The 16,761-nt window shown below is 47.3% G+C and carries 15 protein-coding genes; 10 read left to right on the top strand and 5 right to left on the bottom strand.

What is annotated here, in order from left to right; all coding sequences use genetic code 11:
• Positions 1–259: 259 nt before the first annotated feature.
• The 9 genes from metG to MARGE09_RS11450 all read left to right on the top strand — a co-directional run bounded on the left by metG (position 260) and on the right by MARGE09_RS11450 (position 11,164).
• Positions 260–2,287: a methionine--tRNA ligase gene (gene metG / locus MARGE09_RS11490; RefSeq protein ID WP_236982044.1), complete on the top strand. Its 2,028-nt coding sequence runs from the start codon at positions 260–262 to the stop codon at positions 2,285–2,287.
• Positions 2,287–2,862 (top strand): electron transport complex subunit RsxA, encoded by a 576-nt coding sequence (gene rsxA / locus MARGE09_RS11485; protein ID WP_236982042.1) that lies wholly within the window; start codon positions 2,287–2,289, stop codon positions 2,860–2,862. The genes metG and rsxA overlap by 1 nt, the downstream gene beginning before the upstream one ends.
• A gap of 2 nt (positions 2,863–2,864) precedes the next feature.
• On the top strand, positions 2,865–3,470 hold the full coding sequence (gene rsxB / locus MARGE09_RS11480; protein WP_236982040.1) for an electron transport complex subunit RsxB: 606 nt from the start codon (positions 2,865–2,867) through the stop codon (positions 3,468–3,470).
• Positions 3,467–5,698, top strand: coding sequence for an electron transport complex subunit RsxC (gene rsxC / locus MARGE09_RS11475; protein WP_236982038.1), 2,232 nt, complete (start codon positions 3,467–3,469; stop codon positions 5,696–5,698). Before rsxB ends, rsxC begins: the two co-directional genes overlap by 4 nt.
• Positions 5,699–5,789: 91 nt before the next feature.
• A complete protein-coding gene (locus MARGE09_RS11470; RefSeq protein WP_236982037.1) occupies positions 5,790–6,620 on the top strand; it encodes a mechanosensitive ion channel family protein in 831 nt (276 codons plus the stop codon).
• Between the two features lie 59 nt (positions 6,621–6,679).
• The gene (rsxD, locus tag MARGE09_RS11465; RefSeq protein ID WP_236982036.1) at positions 6,680–7,738 is read left to right on the top strand and encodes an electron transport complex subunit RsxD; all 1,059 of its coding nucleotides are present in this window, start codon (positions 6,680–6,682) and stop codon (positions 7,736–7,738) included.
• A gap of 2 nt (positions 7,739–7,740) precedes the next feature.
• Entirely contained in the window at positions 7,741–8,394 is a 654-nt protein-coding gene (gene rsxG / locus MARGE09_RS11460) for an electron transport complex subunit RsxG (RefSeq protein ID WP_236982035.1), read from the top strand.
• A complete protein-coding gene (locus MARGE09_RS11455; RefSeq protein ID WP_236982034.1) occupies positions 8,391–9,101 on the top strand; it encodes an electron transport complex subunit E in 711 nt (236 codons plus the stop codon). The genes rsxG and MARGE09_RS11455 overlap by 4 nt, the downstream gene beginning before the upstream one ends.
• A gap of 92 nt (positions 9,102–9,193) precedes the next feature.
• Entirely contained in the window at positions 9,194–11,164 is a 1,971-nt protein-coding gene (locus tag MARGE09_RS11450; protein WP_236982033.1) for an alpha/beta hydrolase family protein, read from the top strand.
• Positions 11,165–11,170: 6 nt separating this feature from the next.
• Here the strand turns inward: MARGE09_RS11450 and MARGE09_RS11445 are convergent, their stop codons facing one another.
• The 4 genes from MARGE09_RS11445 to MARGE09_RS11430 all read right to left on the bottom strand — a co-directional run bounded on the left by MARGE09_RS11445 (position 11,171) and on the right by MARGE09_RS11430 (position 15,013).
• Positions 11,171–12,091, bottom strand: coding sequence for a class I SAM-dependent methyltransferase (locus tag MARGE09_RS11445; protein ID WP_236982032.1), 921 nt, complete (start codon positions 12,089–12,091; stop codon positions 11,171–11,173).
• Complete coding sequence (locus tag MARGE09_RS11440; protein ID WP_236982031.1) at positions 12,088–13,239, bottom strand: ATP-NAD kinase family protein; 1,152 nt, start codon at positions 13,237–13,239, stop codon at positions 12,088–12,090. Before MARGE09_RS11440 ends, MARGE09_RS11445 begins: the two co-directional genes overlap by 4 nt.
• 3 nt (positions 13,240–13,242) lie before the next feature.
• Positions 13,243–14,364, bottom strand: a complete 1,122-nt coding sequence (locus tag MARGE09_RS11435) for a 4-phosphoerythronate dehydrogenase (RefSeq protein ID WP_236982029.1) — start codon at positions 14,362–14,364, stop codon at positions 13,243–13,245.
• Between the two features lie 70 nt (positions 14,365–14,434).
• Complete coding sequence (locus tag MARGE09_RS11430) at positions 14,435–15,013, bottom strand: elongation factor P hydroxylase (RefSeq protein WP_236982027.1); 579 nt, start codon at positions 15,011–15,013, stop codon at positions 14,435–14,437.
• Between the two features lie 288 nt (positions 15,014–15,301).
• On the opposite strand from MARGE09_RS11430, the gene MARGE09_RS11425 reads away from it, so the two are divergent.
• On the top strand, positions 15,302–16,012 hold the full coding sequence (locus tag MARGE09_RS11425) for a hypothetical protein (protein WP_236982025.1): 711 nt from the start codon (positions 15,302–15,304) through the stop codon (positions 16,010–16,012).
• A gap of 60 nt (positions 16,013–16,072) precedes the next feature.
• Here the strand turns inward: MARGE09_RS11425 and msrA are convergent, their stop codons facing one another.
• Positions 16,073–16,717 (bottom strand): peptide-methionine (S)-S-oxide reductase MsrA, encoded by a 645-nt coding sequence (gene msrA / locus MARGE09_RS11420; RefSeq protein ID WP_236982023.1) that lies wholly within the window; start codon positions 16,715–16,717, stop codon positions 16,073–16,075.
• Positions 16,718–16,761: the final 44 nt, after the last annotated feature.

The following is a 16,761-nucleotide window of genomic DNA, read 5'->3' as shown; positions in this document are numbered from 1 at the left end:
CGCATCCAAGTATAGAACAGCCATCAAAAACCACTGTTAAATCAGGGTTTTAAGAATGAAATTTTACGTGCCAACTCATGCATTCAGGATGCGAAAATGGTATAGTTTCGCGCTTTTTTAAGCGCCCCACCCAGCCAGACATCATTATTGATAGAAAATCTCGTGTATTAGCCTGCAAACCGGCCTTATGCACGCGCCATGGGTGTAAAGCTTTCGCCTACTTTGGGCAGGCCTTTAACCGTTAGGACTTCAGGACGTTATGAGTACAACACCACGCAAGATATTGGTCACCAGTGCACTTCCTTATGCCAATGGGTCTATTCACCTCGGGCATATGGTGGAAACCATCCAAACTGATATTTGGGTTCGTTTCCAGAAACAGCGCGGCCACCATTGCGTGTACGTATGCGCCGACGATGCCCACGGCACGGCGATTATGCTCACCGCAGAAAAAAACGGCATTAGCGCCGAGCAGCAAATCGAAAACGTTCAGCTAGAGCACGAGGCCGACTTTGCCGGCTTTAACATCGGTTTCGATAACTACTACACAACACACTCTGCCGAAAACAAAGAGCTTTCCGAGCAAATTTACAACCGGTTGAAAGCCAACGGTCATATTGCCGAGCGCGAAATAACCCAAGCCTTCGACCCAGAAAAACAACTGTTCCTAGCCGACCGCTATATCAAAGGCACATGCCCCAAGTGCAACGCGCCAGACCAATATGGCGACAACTGTGAAGTGTGCTCAGCCACCTACTCCCCTATGGAGTTATTGGATGCAAAATCCGCTATTTCAGGTGCTACACCCATAGCTAAAGCCTCCAAACACTTATTTTTTAAACTGCCTGAATTTAGCGACTTTTTAAAAGACTGGACCCGCGCGGGTCACTTACAGCCTGAAGTGGCCAATAAGCTGGCCGAGTGGCTTGATGCTGGCTTGCAAGAATGGGACATCTCCCGTGATGCGCCTTATTTTGGATTTGAAATCCCCGGTGAGCCTGGCAAATTCTTTTATGTTTGGCTCGATGCCCCCATTGGCTACATTGCCAGCGCCAAAAATTACTGCGATAAAAATGGCTTAGATTTTAACGAGTACTGGGCCAAAGATAGCACCGCCGAGGTGTATCACTTTATTGGTAAAGACATTATTAATTTTCACGCACTGTTTTGGCCTGCCATGTTGCATTCCGCCGAGCTGCGCACCCCAACACAGGTCTTTGCTCACGGCTTTCTAACCGTAGATGGCAAAAAAATGAGCAAGTCACGCGGCACTTTTATTAAGGCCAGTACTTACCTCGAACACCTAAACCCCGAGTACTTGCGTTATTACTACGCCACTAAGCTCACCGGTAGCGTGGACGACCTAGACCTAAACCTTGATGATTTTGTGACGCGAGTTAATAGCGACCTTGTCGGTAAAGTCGTCAACATCGCCAGCCGAACCGCTAAGTTCATCAATAAAGGCGGCAATGTGTTATCGGCCAACAATCCCAACCCTGCCCTGTGGCAAAAGTTTGTCGAAGCCAACAACGTGATTGCCGAGCTTTACGAAGCCCGCGAGTTTGGCAAAGCCATGCGTGAAATTATGGCACTAGCGGATGCCGCTAACGAGTATATTGCAGAAGTTGCACCTTGGACTCTCGCCAAAGACCCAGCTAATACCCAGCAAGTAATGGACATCTGCAGCTTAGGCATTAATTGCTATACAGCGCTGATTACTTTCTTAAAGCCAGTGCTACCCAAAACAGCTGAAGCCTCGGAAGCATTCTTAGGCACTCAGCTCAACTGGAGCACAACGCTCAGTTATTTGGGCGAGCATACGATTAATGCCTTCTCGCCATTAATGACTCGCGTAGACCCCAAAGCCGTAAAAGGCATGGTCGACGCCAGCGTAGAATCCATGCCAGAAGCCAAGCAAAGCTCAAGCACTGACAACCCGTGGTTAACCAAAGAGCCCATTGCAAGTGAAATCGAATTTAACGACTTCGCAAAAGTAGACTTGCGGGTCGCCAAAATTGTCAATGCCGAGCACGTCGAAGGCGCCGACAAACTCTTGCGCTTAACCTTAGATATCGGCGAAGCCCGCAATGTTTTTGCCGGCATTAAAAGCGCTTACAACCCAGAGACACTGATTGGCAAAAATACCGTGATGGTCGCCAACCTCAAACCTCGTAAAATGAAGTTTGGAATGTCCGAAGGCATGGTGTTGGCGGCAGGTCCTGGCGGCAAAGATTTATTCATACTAGAACCCAACGAAGGCGCAGAGCCTGGCATGCGAGTAATGTAATGACCGAGTTTTTTGTCATTTTTGTAGGCGCCGTACTGGTCAACAACTTTGTGCTTGTCCAGTTTCTCGGTCTGTGCCCTTTTATGGGTGTCTCCAATAAACTCGAGACAGCCATAGGCATGGCCGCAGCCACAACATTTGTACTCACACTGGCCAGTATTTGTAGTTACATGGTGCACTCTTGGGTGCTTGCGCCACTAGGGCTGACCTTTTTAAAAACAATCAGCTTTATTTTGGTAATTGCAGCGGTTGTGCAGTTTGCAAAAATGTTTATTGAAAAAACAAGTCCGCTGCTATATCGCGTGCTGGGTGTTTTTTTACCGCTAATTACCACCAACTGCGCGGTGCTCGGCGTTGCCTTACAAAACACCAACAAAGTGCACACCTTTAGCCAATCGGCACTTTATGGCTTTGGCGCGGCTGTTGGCTTTTCGTTAGTTCTGATTTTATTTTCTGCTATGCGCGAACGCTTGGCCGCCGCTGATGTACCCATTCATTTTCGTGGCGCCGCCATCGGCATGATAACAGCGGGCTTAATGTCCTTGGCCTTTATGGGTTTTGCAGGACTGGTATAAAAATGTTGCACTGGATTATTGATAACCCTGTCCTTGGGGCGCTGTTAGTCTTAGCCGCCCTATCACTCGTCTTTGGCGCCATATTGGGTTTTGCGGCCGTAAAATATAAAGTCGAAGGTGACCCACTGGTCGAACAAGTCGATGCCCTACTTCCGCAAACACAATGCGGCCAGTGCGGGCACCCAGGTTGCCGCCCTTACGCGCAAGCCATTGTTGCCGGCGAAGCGATTAACCACTGCCCACCAGGTGGCCAAAGCACAATTAACAACCTAGCCGATTTGTTAGGCGTAGAAGCCCCCTCACTCGATGAAGAACATGGCGAAGCCACTGAAATTAAACAAGTGGCTTTTATTCGCGAAGAAGATTGCATAGGTTGTACAAAGTGTATTCAGGCATGTCCTGTTGATGCCATCTTAGGTGCCCAAAAGAAAATGCACACGGTGATAGAGAGCGAATGTACTGGCTGCGATTTATGCGTAGAACCCTGCCCAGTTGATTGCATTGACCTATTACCGGTTGAACAAGGCGTGCAACAGTGGGTATGGGATAAACCGCAAACCAATATTATTGCCACCGACCGCCCCGCCCCTAAGGAGGCTGTCGCATGAGAAAAATTTGGGAAGTCCCTGGTGGCATACACCCGCCTGAAAACAAAGCGCAATCACTACAGCTACCCATTGCCAAAGCTACGCTGGCCGATGAATATATATTGCCGCTAAACCAGCACATAGGGGCGGCATCAACACCACTGGTTAAGGTTGGCGACAGCGTCCAAAAATTTCAGCGCATTGCCGATGCCGAAGGCATTTTTAGTGCAGCCCTACACGCGCCAACGTCGGGGGAAGTCACCGCAATAGAAGACCGCTTAATTGCTCACCCCTCAGGCTTAAGTGCCCCTTGCATTGTGATTAAAGCCGATGGGCTCGACACAGCTCATACGCTGGATGAAACAATTGACCCCTTTGCCTTAGCGCACGCAAATATTATCGAAAAAATTCGCGACGCCGGCATCGTGGGCATGGGCGGCGCAGGCTTCCCGTCGGCCGTCAAATTAAACCCACGCAGCAATACCCAAATAAATACGCTTATTTTAAATGGCACCGAGTGCGAGCCCTACATCACTGCCGATGATGCCTTGATGCAACATCACGCCGAAGAAGTCATTTTAGGGGCTCGCCTTTTGGCCCATACGCTGGGCAACCCACAGCAAGTACTTATCGGTGTTGAAGACAACAAACCACAAGCCATTAAAGCACTACAAAAAGCCGCTAAAGGAACTGCCATTGAAGTTGTAAGCTTCCCCACTAAATACCCATCGGGTGGCGAAAAACAGCTTATTTATATTTTAACCGGCAAAGAAGTTGGATCCGGCCAAATACCGGCAAGCTTGGGTATTGTGGTACAAAACGTAGGTACCGCCGTTGCAGCTTGGCGAGCTGTACGCTTTGGCGAGCCGCTAATTGAACGCATTACAACTGTCGTGGGTGAAGCATTAAAAACTCAGCGCAACATGCGCGTGCGCATTGGCACACCAATGAACCACGTATTGGCGCAAAACGGATTTAACCAAGGCGACAGCGCTCGCCTTATTGTGGGCGGCCCAATGATGGGCTTTGCGCTAGAGCAAACCTGTGTACCGGTGATAAAAACCACCAACTGTATTTTGGCCCCCAGCCATCAAGAAATGCCCGAGGCGCCACCGCAACAAGCCTGCATTCGTTGCGGCCATTGCGCCGAGGCCTGCCCAGCAGGCTTGCTACCGCAGCAACTCTACTGGTACGCCCGTGCAGACGAACACGACAAGCTCGAAAACCATAATTTATTTGATTGCATTGAGTGCGGCGCTTGCTCCTATGTTTGCCCTAGCGCCATTCCATTAGTGCAATATTACCGCGCAGCTAAAGGCACTATTCGCCAAGCCCAAGAAGACAAGAAAAAGTCCGATCGCGCGCGCGAACGCTTTGAACAGCGCCAAATTCGCATCGCAAAAGAAGAAGCAGCCAAAGAAGCCAAACGCCAAGCACGTAAAGCTGCGGCCGAAAAAAACAAAGCGAAATTAGCCAGCGCCGAAGCAAACAACGAAACACCAACCGAGACATTAATCTCGCAAGCCGCTAGCGCAGCAAAGGCGCAAGTTAACCCCGAGCAAGAAAAGGCGCGATTAGTGCGCTCTGTTGAAAGCCTTAACGGCCGAATCGAACGCTTTAACGAGCAAATTAAAGAGTTTAGCGACGACCAAGCACGTGTCGAAAAAATTACATCGCAACTCAAGCAGACGCAAATAAAACTGAAAGATACGGAAGCTAAACTTGCAGGCTTTGACCAAACACAACAGCAAGCACAAACCAAAGTTGAAGCTGCGATCGCTAAAATACAAGCAAGCCCTGTGGAGCTCGCAGAAAAAAATCTTGCGTCTTTAAACAAGCGCTTAACAACCGCGCAAGAAAAACTCAATGAAGCCATCAGTGAAGACAAACCCACTGCAAGCGCACTAAAACAGGGCGTAGAAAAACTTCAGATTAAAATAAAAGAGGCTGAACAAGCCTTAGTAGCCGCTAAAGATCAGCCCGCTGCAGGCCCAGCCAACGATAGCGCGACAGACGCCGCCAGCGCAGCGATTGAACGCGCCAAAGAAAAGGTAAAAGCCACAGCCGCTATGTCACCAGCGGAAAAAAAGGCCGCCAGCATTGCTTCGTTAGAAAAGCGCTTGAGCAAAGCGAAAGACCGCTTAGCCAAAGCCGAGCAAGAAAACGATGAAAATGTCGCTGCATTTGCAGCTGGCGTAGAAAAACTGGAGCAAAAACTGCAGGAAGCCACATCAGAGGGAACGCAATAAAAACGACACGGTTACAACGTTCGTAATGACAGGGGAAAGGCAAACATCGAGGCGTTAATTCAACGCAGCAGATATCACTTAGGAGTTGCATATGTTAGAAAAATTTAATGAGTTTTTTGCCGACGGAACGTGGGTAGATAGCGTTGTTCCGTTTTTAATTAATGTTTTAGTCGCCATTGCCATCTACATCGTTGGTAAATGGATTGCATCGCATATTGTTAAGTTAATTGATAAAGGCATGGAATTGCGCAAAATGGACCCGGTATTACGCGGGTTTTTAACAGCAATTCTCGGTACTGCGTTTACCTTTGTCGTTATTTTAATTGCGGTAGAACAGCTGGGTATTAACACAACTTCACTGCTCGCACTATTAGGTGCTGCCGGTTTAGCAGTTGGTTTAGCATTAAAAGATTCGCTATCAAACTTTGCTGCCGGCGTTATGTTAATTTTGTTTAAGCCATTCAAAATTGGCGATTTCGTAGAAGCCGGTGGTGTTTCTGGAATTGTGGAAAAAATTGAAGTGTTCAATACTATTTTCCGCTCTGGCGACAACAAAGAGATTATCGTTCCAAATGCCCAAATATACGGCGGCACAATCACCAACTACTCTGCCCGCGCCACACGCCGCATTGACTTAGTTATCGGTATTGGCTATGACGACGACATGAAGAAAGCACGTGACTTAATGTTGGAAGTATTAAATGCCGACGAGCGTGTTTTACAAGACCCAGCTCCCGTTGTTGCAGTTAACGAGCTTGGTGATAGCAGCGTTAACTTTGTTGTGCGCCCTTGGGTTGCCTCGGGCGATTACTGGCCAACACGCTGGGCTTTACTTGAAGCCATTAAAAATACTTTTGATGCGAATGGCGTTTCCATTCCCTACCCACAACAAGATGTTCATATGCATCAAGTGGAAAAGTAAGTTCGATGAGGGCGAAAGCCCTCGTTTTTATTTCTTTTTAACGACCTTTGGCTTTTTGAATGGCTTTTTTGCGCGCTTCATCACCCCATACACACAACCCCAACACCACTCAGCGCGTAATGCGCGATGTGCTTTTGGCAACCCTTCCTGGCGTTGCTGTGCTCACTTGGCTGTTTGGGCTTGGCACGCTCTCTAATATTATTATTGCGAGCGCGTTTGCCTTAGGGTTTGAAGCGATTATTCTTAAACTACGCAGGCGCCCCATTGCCTTTTACTTAAAAGATTTAAGCGCCTTAGTCACCGCCATTTTACTTGCTGTCGCTATGCCGCCAGGCAGCAGCTGGTGGTTAATTGCTGTGGGTATGGTTGCCAGTATTATTATTGCAAAGCACTTGTATGGTGGCCTAGGCTATAACCCATTTAACCCAGCCATGGTTGGCTATGTTGTACTGCTAGTATCCTTCCCACAGTACATGACGCTATGGTTAGCACCTGAGGCGCTCGCCAGCCAAGGCGCACTTTTCGACTTGCACACGCTAGGGCAAATGATTATAGGCGCAGCGCCCCTCGATGCGCTTACCGCTGCCACACCGCTCGACGTATTCAAACAAAGTAACGGCATGACCGCCGAAGACATTTACCAAAACGAAGCTGTTTTCAGCCACGGCTTTATTGCTGGCGCGGGCTACGAGTGGGTTAACCTCGCCTTTTTATTAGGTGGCATCTTTTTATTATTTAGAAAAGTATTTACCTGGCATGCCCCTATAGCCATGCTAGTGACGCTCGGCCTATTTGCCGCTATTTTTTACGATGGCGGAAGTTCCTCAAGTGGAGGGTCACCACTTCTTCATTTGTTTTCCGGTGCGACTATGCTCGGCGCTTTCTTCATCGTCACAGACCCTGTTTCGTCTGCAACCAGTAACAAAGGGCGTCTTATCTATGGCGCTAGCATTGGAGCCTTGGTTTACATTATTCGCGCGTGGGGCAACTACCCCGACGCTGTTGCATTTGCCGTTTTACTCATGAATTTTGCTGCGCCCTTTATTGACTACTACACCTTACCGCGTACCTACGGCCACACCAAAGCCAAGCGTGCCACCCGAACAGAGAACTCCTAGTCATGCTTGGCCAATCCATTACCAAAAACAGTTTAATTCTAGGCGCCTTCGCTGCGGCTACGGCAGCGGTTATCGCTTTAACCTTTCAAAGCACTAAAACACGTATCGCCGCTGAAGAACGCAAAGCCGCCTCTGCTGCTTTAATCGATATGATTCCTACCAGCCGGCACGATAATGACATGCTTACAGACACCCTCACGCTATCGCAAAAACAAAGCGAAGACTTAGGGTTTAGTACATTGGTCGAGATCAATATTGCTCGAGCCAATCACCAACCTATTGCTTTTGTGGTGCCCGCCATTGCCCCAGATGGTTACAGCGGCGATATCAAACTGATTGTCGCGATTAATATTGATGGCACGCTTGCTGGCACACGAGTACTCGCACATAAAGAAACCCCAGGGCTAGGCGATAAAATTGACCTACGAAAATCGCAGTGGATTCGCAGCTTTGACAACTTATCGCTTTCTAACCCTGCGCTACCCCAGTGGGCGGTAAAAAAAGATGGCGGTTATTTTGACCAATTTACAGGGGCGACGATTACCCCCCGTGCAGTTGTAAAGCGGGTAAAACGCACCTTAGAGCTTTACAACCAACACAAAGAACAATGGCTCAATGCCGCTAAACAATCGCAAACAATAGGAGCTAACCTGTGAGTAATGTCGACTACAAAGAAATTACTCGTACAGGGCTATGGAGCAATAACCCCGCACTAGTCCAATTACTCGGGCTATGCCCTTTGCTGGCTGTGTCAGGCTCGGTCGTTAACGCTTTGGGTTTAGGGCTTGCTACCATGCTTGTATTGGTTGGCTCAAACATGGCTGTCTCAATTATCCGTAATGCAGTCACCGATGCCATTAAGCTACCCGCCTTCGTAATGATTATTGCCGCCTTCACTACCTGCACAGAATTACTTATGCAGGCATTTACCTACGAGCTTTATCAAATACTCGGCATTTTTATTCCACTGATTGTCACTAACTGCGTCATCCTCGGCCGCGCCGATGCATTTGCCAGTAAAAACCCTATTCTCCCCTCAATATATGATGGCCTAATGATGGGGCTTGGCTTTGGTGCCGTACTAGTGGTTATTGGCGCTGTGCGAGAAATTTTGGGCCAAGGTACTTTATTTGCCGATATGCATCTGCTGCTTGGCGATGGCGTCGACTTAACAATCCCCTTGTTTGGTGCGGACTACCCCAGCTTTTTGGTTGCAGTACTCCCTCCTGGAGCATTTATTGTTGCCGGACTACTCATTGCCGCAAAAAATGCGATTGATGCCAACATAGAGCGCAAGCGCGCAGCGGCCAAAACAGTGGTTAAAGGCAGCAAACGCGTAAGAACCACAGGAAAAATTGCGTAATTTTTTAACCTATCGCTACATCACGTTTTAATACTACTGTAGCGATAGATATCCGCCCCCCTTTTTCACCTTCAAATCTATAAGGACATTTTATGCTGCTTTTTTTGCGACAGTGCATTGTTGCCAGTTTTATACTGCTATTTACAACAACCGCATTCGGCGCGCCATCACTCAAAGACTACGGCCTGCTGCCAAGCACTAGCATGATGGAAATTTCGCCCAGTGGTAAAAAAATTGCTTTTCGAAAAAGCACTGCTGACAAAGACCTCCTCGTCGTCTACTCGCTCAGTGAAAAAAAGACGCTACTTGCAACTGACATTTCGGAGATCAACCCAAGTTACACTTATTTTATCAGCGAAACTAAACTCGTTATTGTCGCCTCACAGTACCGCAGGATTTACGGTTTTAAAGATACTCACAATGTTAGCACCGCATTTACCATCGATATCAAAAACCAAAAAATAGAACAGCTGTTAACACCCGGCCATAAAATTTACAAAGGTCAGACAGGGCTTGGGGACATCGTATCCATATCGCAGAATCGGAAATATGCCTACATGCCAGCTTATGTCGGCAGGTCCGAGACCGATCACTCGCCAAACTATTCTTTAGTTCGCGTGGAAATTGACAAACCCAAGCGCCTTAAAGTGATCGAGAAGGGGCATGACGATAGTCGCGATTATTTTATGGACAATAAAGATCGTGTTATCGCTCAAACGCGTTACGACCAAAAAAGTAATATCTATGAAGTACTCGTCCCAGAAAAAAAGGGCTGGAAAGTTATTTATTCGCAGGAAATGCCAATTCTTAGCATCAGCATGGTCGGATCAACACCAGATTTCAAATCGCTAATAATGCTAGCAGACAATAGCAAAACTGGGCGCTCTGATTACTATTTAATGTCACTAACGGATGGGGAGATCACGCCAAGCCGGCTTGGCAGAGATGATAAAGATATCGAAGGTGTAATCACCGATGTAAATAGAGTTGCTTATGGCGTACGCTATTCAGGCTTTACCCCCAGCTATCATTTTTTTGATAAGAAGCTCGACGAGCGCATTCAAAATGCACTGCAAAAATTCCCCGAGCACTCTGTTTGGTTAACCAGCCACAGCAACAACTGGAAACACTTCATCACCCGCGTAGAGGGCAGCAATTATGCTGGCGATTACATATTGTTTGATGATAAAAATAAGCCCAGCTTTTTAGGCACGCAACGCCCAAATATAAAACCAGGCGATATCAACCCCATCGGCACGCTGACCTACAAGGCAGCCGATGGGCTTGAGATCCCAACATTACTGACTATTCCTAAAAGCAAAGTCGGCAGCCTAAAAAACTTACCAGCCGTAGTTTTACCACATGGAGGGCCAGCCTCTTACGACCGTATTGGCTTTGATTGGCTAGCTCAATCTATAGCTTCACAAGGCTATCTTGTTGTGCAACCCCAATTTCGTGGCTCCGAAGGCTTTGGCGCCAGCTTTAATTTGGCGGGTAACGGCGAGTGGGGCAAAAAAATGCAAAGCGACATCACAGACGGTGTTCTTTACCTTACCCAAAAAGGCATTATTGATCCCAAGCGGGTTTGCATAGCCGGCGCTAGCTACGGTGGTTATGCAGCCCTTGCTGGTGGAGCCTTTACACCCGAAATATATCAATGCGTGGTGTCCATTGCTGGGGTAAGTGATTTACCCCGAATGCTAAAAGAAGAAAAAAGTCAGCACGGAAAACACCACTGGGCAGTAAGTTACTGGGAAAGTAACATTGCAAATAACGAGTTGGACAAAAATGCCTTAAAGGAAATTTCACCGGCATTCCACGCCCAAAATTTTACTGCGCCAGTTTTATTGATGCATGGGGAGCGCGATAAAATCGTTAGTTACAAGCAATCGAAAGTCATGCGTTCCGCACTTAAAAAGGCTGACAAAGAAGTTAAACTCATAAAACTAGAGGATGAAAACCATCATTTGATTGAAGGTCAAAGTCGCTTACTTGTCATCAATAAGATGATTGAATTCTTTAATGCACACATAGGCGAAAAAGCGACGAGGCCAGCCCCTTAATCGATCTTAGGCCTCATAAACTAGCAGCTTCAATTTGCGTTCTTCATCCTCATCAGGGAAATCCTCGCTGGGGGTGAGGCGCTCTATGAATGATAAGCAAGGCGCTTGCTCCGCAAAAATAGCTTTAAGATATTCACTGCTAAATTCTGGCGCATTCAAGCAAGACAGCACCCTTCCTGTTTCACTGAGTAATTCTGGCAGCCTGCGGACGACTTTTTGGTAGTCCTTGGTTGCGACAAAACTCCCCTTTTGAAAACTGGGTGGGTCGACGATAACGATATCGTACGGCCCCATTTTTTTCAGCTTCCCCCACGACTTTAAAATATCAACGCCAAGAAATTTAACCTTGTTGGTATCGTGCTGATTCAGCCTATGGTTTTCGCGGCCGGTGGTTAACGAGCGACGACTTAAATCGACATTCACAACACTTTGCGCGCCGTATTCAATCGCCACGACCGAAAAGGCACAAGTATAAGCAAACAAATTTAGCACTCGCGCACCTTTTGCATGCTTGACTAACCAAGCTCGACCGGGCTCCATATCTAAAAAATAACCCGTATTTTGTTGCTGAAAATCCAAATGAAACTTTAGATTTTCACGCTGAGCAAAAACAGTATTCTGCTCAACGGGTTCACCTCGATACCATTGGTAAGGAGCATTGTTTAAATCCCTGCGTTGAACAGCAAAATGCGTCACACTCGCAGGCAATATGTTAGACAGCAAAGCGATTAACTCAGTGAGCTTTTTATCCTCTGGCACACTAAATACTGTCAGTAAAACAAGAGGGGCATAATAATCCAGTACACACCATTCCAAGCTCGGGTAGCAATGCCCCCGACCATGAAAAATGCGGCGCGAGTCCTGAGTTAATTGCTGGCTTGCAAAGAAAGCATCGCAGCATTTTTTAATCGGGGAGAAATCGGTCATTTGGGGGTACTTACTGTGTGTTCATTACCAACAGGATAAACAAGAACATCCTCGTAACCTGTAATTACAGGGATCAAACCGGCCCATTTTGCATCTAACGCGGGGCAACCGGTGTCCAACAACAAAGGCCTACCATTTAGGGATAACAGTTTTGTGCGTGTTGCAATTACATTGAGATGATCACGCCCCAATTTTTGTAATAGCTCCACTGTGAGCTGCTGGTTGCCGCGACCAAGAATATGGCCCTGCCCGCCGATTGCGGTAAGCACTAGCTCACAAGGGCCTGTGTGTTGCTCTAACAGCTGCTCTAATTGCTGGGCATTAACATCACAGCGCAACTCACCGCTTGGCAACAACACATCAACACCTAATAATGTGCCTTCGTGCCCCCACTCCCGAAGCACACCCAATGTGGTTGAGCCTGGCGCCCAAATAATTAATGCTTGAGTATCAAATTTTTCACGCAAATAAGCCGCAATGTCTATTAATACTAATGCTTCAACTTCCATACCACCTTGCTTTACCGCTTGCACAAACTGTGCGGCGGCAGGTACTCGCATTTGGCCAAAGTAACGCGCTTTAACTTGGCCCTGTCGAAACAAAGCTTCGTCGATGTCTCGCACCTCTTGCACACTTTGTGCGATCAATTCACCATTCACCATTTGCCGCACCAACTCGGCAGCACTTTGCGGGTTAATGGCATAAACACCTGAATGCATTTTTACGCCTGAAGGAATACCCAACACAAGAGTGTCCTCGGTTAGCGCGGTATATATGTCGCGGGCTGTGCCATCGCCGCCAACAAAAACGAGCAGATCAACGCTTTTATCTCGTAGTAATTTTGCCACCTTAACTGTATCTAAACCTGACGTTTGAAGTGGTAATTCAACATCAACAGCCAAGTGTTCGATATTTAAAGATGTAAGCACGTCTGCGCCCATTTGGGCAGGCGCGCTAATAATTTCAATATGCTGAAGAGCGGGACTCAATTGCTGCCAAAAAGTTTTCGCACGATCTGGCGCGCGCAAAGCAATATCACCTTGGCTAGCGGCATGCTGTAACTCCGCTAAATCACTGCCCTTATAACCCGACGGGCCGCCAATGCCGGCATAAGGGTTCATCAAAAAACCCAAGCGGAACGTCTTCATATTTTATTTTTTCACGCTGTTTACAAGCTGTAAAAAATCAAATATTTTCCCGCTTTTCTGAGGGCAGTAATAGTGCCCCAGCTCTCGGCGCTGCCAATAAGCTTTGCGCAACTTATCAAACGCGGTTTTCATGGGCTCACCAGATTCGATAGCTTGCTCGATTAATTGATGGTCGGCCTTTAAATTATAAGTCGCCAAAACGGCTTCATTAATAGAATTGGCAGCAAGGGCTTCTTGCTCACCTAATATTTCACGCTTAACGGCGTCCAAGCGCGCATTAATTGCTAAGGGATCGATGGCTAACGATTCGGCAAGCGCCTGATAAATCATTAAAGAACCATTGAGTTTGCCTTCAAAACTATAGCCTGCAATATGAGGAGTGCCGCAACGCAGCCACGGCATTAGCGGAGTCAATATATCGGGTTCTCCGCTCCAAACATCGAGCACAACATTTAAAGTCGGCGTGCTTTTTAAGTGCTCGTATAAAACTTGATTATCAATGACCTCCCCCCTGCCTGCACTAATCAATAAAGCGTTCGGGTTAATCACAGGCAAATTAGCCGCGTTAATTAAATTTTCGGTAGGATGCTCTCCCTCACGAATTAAGGGGGTATGGACACAAATGATATCTGCCGTTAAGACATCGTCCAATGTGGTTAGCTCTGGAATATCAGTTGATGATTTATGCGGATCGCTCACCTTTAAAGCCACACCTAGGGCTTTCAGTGTTCTGTACAAACGCCCACCCACATTGCCACAACCTACTATGCCAACAGTTTTAGATGACCAATCGGGACTATAGGTTGCCATCGCAGCTAACGCATACTGCACAACACCACCAGCATTACAGCCTGGCGCTGCAGACCAATTTATACCAGCCTCGTTAAAATAGTGTTTATCTAAGTGATCTGTACCGATGGTGCATGTGCCGACAAATTTAACGCGGCTTTTCGATAACAAAGCTTTGTTCACTTTAGTCACAGAGCGAACTAACAATACATCGGCATCAACTAAATCATCCGCGCACATATGCCGGCCGGGAAGCTTGATGATATCGCCTAAGTCGCCAAATAGTGGCTCTAGCGCGGGGATGTTTTCGTCGGCCACAATACGGAGATGAGTCACAGCATACACCTTTACAAAAAGCGCGCAGTCTACACTTTTTAGCGCTGCGATTCAGCCAGCAAGCCTAAACTCACAGCTCCTCTAGGCTATAGAGCTGGTCGCTGAAGACAAGCGTAGTACCGTAAAAAGCAGCCAACGACTGACGAAAGCGCTCTGCTCTAGCGGGCAAGCCTTCCGCTTGCAAAGCTTGAACCTCTTGCAAGACCGCCTTTTTAAACGGCATTGTCTGTGTTGCCTCACCACTTAAATTATCAACACTGACCCGAAAAGCATGATCGCACGCCTTGGTTAATACCCACTCGATAGCTTGCGGCCTGACCTCTACACGCTCGAACTCGGCTTGCTGGCGTGCATTCCTGCCATCGGGTGCATACCAATAGCCATAATCCAACTTAAGCCGCCTTAGATCACCAGCCACCAACCAATGTGCCACCTCATGTAAGGCGCTGCGAAAAAAGCCGTGCGCAAAAATAATTTGATGATAGTTTTTTACACTATAACCCTCTGCATTGGCGCCACTTGGGATGTAAATAGGCTCGTGCCCGCCCTTCACTAAGCGGGTATTGAACTTGTCGAAAAAACACACCTCAAAAAGTGTAATCAAATCGGTGTAACTATGATTAGGCATAAACGAACAGGGATTAGGCATAAACGACGAGAGCTTTGTACAAAAGTGGTTATAGTAAACCGTTTTAAAGCTAGGCGCATGTCGTCCAAAGTAACCCCCGCTGAGATGACAAAATGCGCCACATAGCGAAAAAAATTGCATTCTGGTATTGAGTTACGGCAATTGTGCATATACTGTTAAGGCAGATGGACCTATTCCACCACCGGCTAATGCTGTACACGCAACACAACTTAAGGGTTTTGCGTAAAAGCAAAACAAGTAAGTGCTCAATTTGCATCAGCAAAAGCCCACTGCTCGGAGGTGACACCCATGAAGACTTCAGATAAAAGTCATGACATAGACAATGTTATTGACCTCTTCACCGGCAAGTCATACAAGTCGGCCCATGACGCGCGCTTTATTCGGCTTGCGGCAGAGCTCGACGGTCTTGAAATGCTTTACTCCAACGATTCCAGCGAAGAAAAACTCTATAGCCTAAAAATTCTTGCTTGGGGGCTTCGCGCCACCGGTGAAATTGTTGGCCTAGTCCCATGGCTCGATAAAGTCATCCCTTGCACTGATATTCAAGATCCATTGAATGGACAGTTCGAAGGGTATTACGACCCAGGCATCGACGAAATCTTTTTCGAACCCCCTATTCATAAGGTAGTTGAAGTCGAAACTGCGGCCGAGTACTACGAGTATGATAGCGACAACCCCGATGATATCGTGCAAGAAATTCCAGACTTAATCGGTACTCACGCGGTTTTATCTGATTTAGAAAAGCGCCGGTTATCCCTATTTGAAGTGGTCAGCTGGCGGCTGAATAATGATGGCTCCATCGAAGGCATGCTAATTGATGATCAAAAAATCAAAAGCACACCGGTGCTACCAGGGGACAGCTGCTTGTACCCAGCACAAGAGCACGGCCACTTTAAGTACTTTTTTCAGCACCATATAGCCAACAAAATTAAAGACGAAGACCCAGAAGCCCTAGCGGCGATAAGCATGCTTGTTGACGATGGCAGCGCTAGCGGCTAATGCGCAAAACCCCAGCACCTGAAAAGTGCTGGGGTTTTATTTTTTGAGGTTTAAAGCGCTTTAAACAAAGCCAGGGAACCCTGTGCTTTCAAGATTTTGCATATTGCAATAACCACCAGGGTTTTTAGCCAAATATTGCTGGTGGTATTCTTCGGCAAAATAAAAGGCAGGGTTATTAACAATCTCTGTAGTCACACCCGCCACATCCAAGCGCTTTAGCTTAGCACTGTATACATCGTGGCTTTGTTTGGCTAAAAAATGCTGTTCTGGCGTTAACGGATAAATACCGGAGCGATACTGAGGGCCAACATCATTCCCCTGCCTAAAGCCTTGAGTTGGATTGTGATTTTCCCAGAATAGCTTCAGCAAATCGCGATACCAAAGTTTTTTAGGGTTATAAACAACCACAACCAGCTCGTTATGCCCCGTAAGGCCAGTGCAAACCTCTTTATAAAGTGGATTAGGGGTAATGCCCGCACCATAACCAACGGCCGTTGTGTGCACCCCTTTTACTCCCCAAAATAGTTTTTCTACCACCCAAAAGCAACCCATGCCGAATAGTGCACGTTCAAAATATGGAGGATAAGGAGGTTCGATGGGAGTGCCGAGTACAGCATGAGGCTCAAACCCAATGATAGGTTCTTCGCGCCCTGGCAGCGCAGCCTCGGAATACAATATTGGATCCTTTTGGGAGTCAACCAACATGTTTGTTACCTGTGGTGTCAGATTCAACAAACAGCGCATACATA

It is taken from the genome of Marinagarivorans cellulosilyticus (assembly GCF_021655555.1).
In the GTDB taxonomy this organism is placed as follows: domain Bacteria; phylum Pseudomonadota; class Gammaproteobacteria; order Pseudomonadales; family Cellvibrionaceae; genus Marinagarivorans; species Marinagarivorans cellulosilyticus.
The sequence above is the reverse complement of the archived record's forward strand: the minus strand, read 5'-3'. Positions and strand labels throughout refer to the sequence as shown.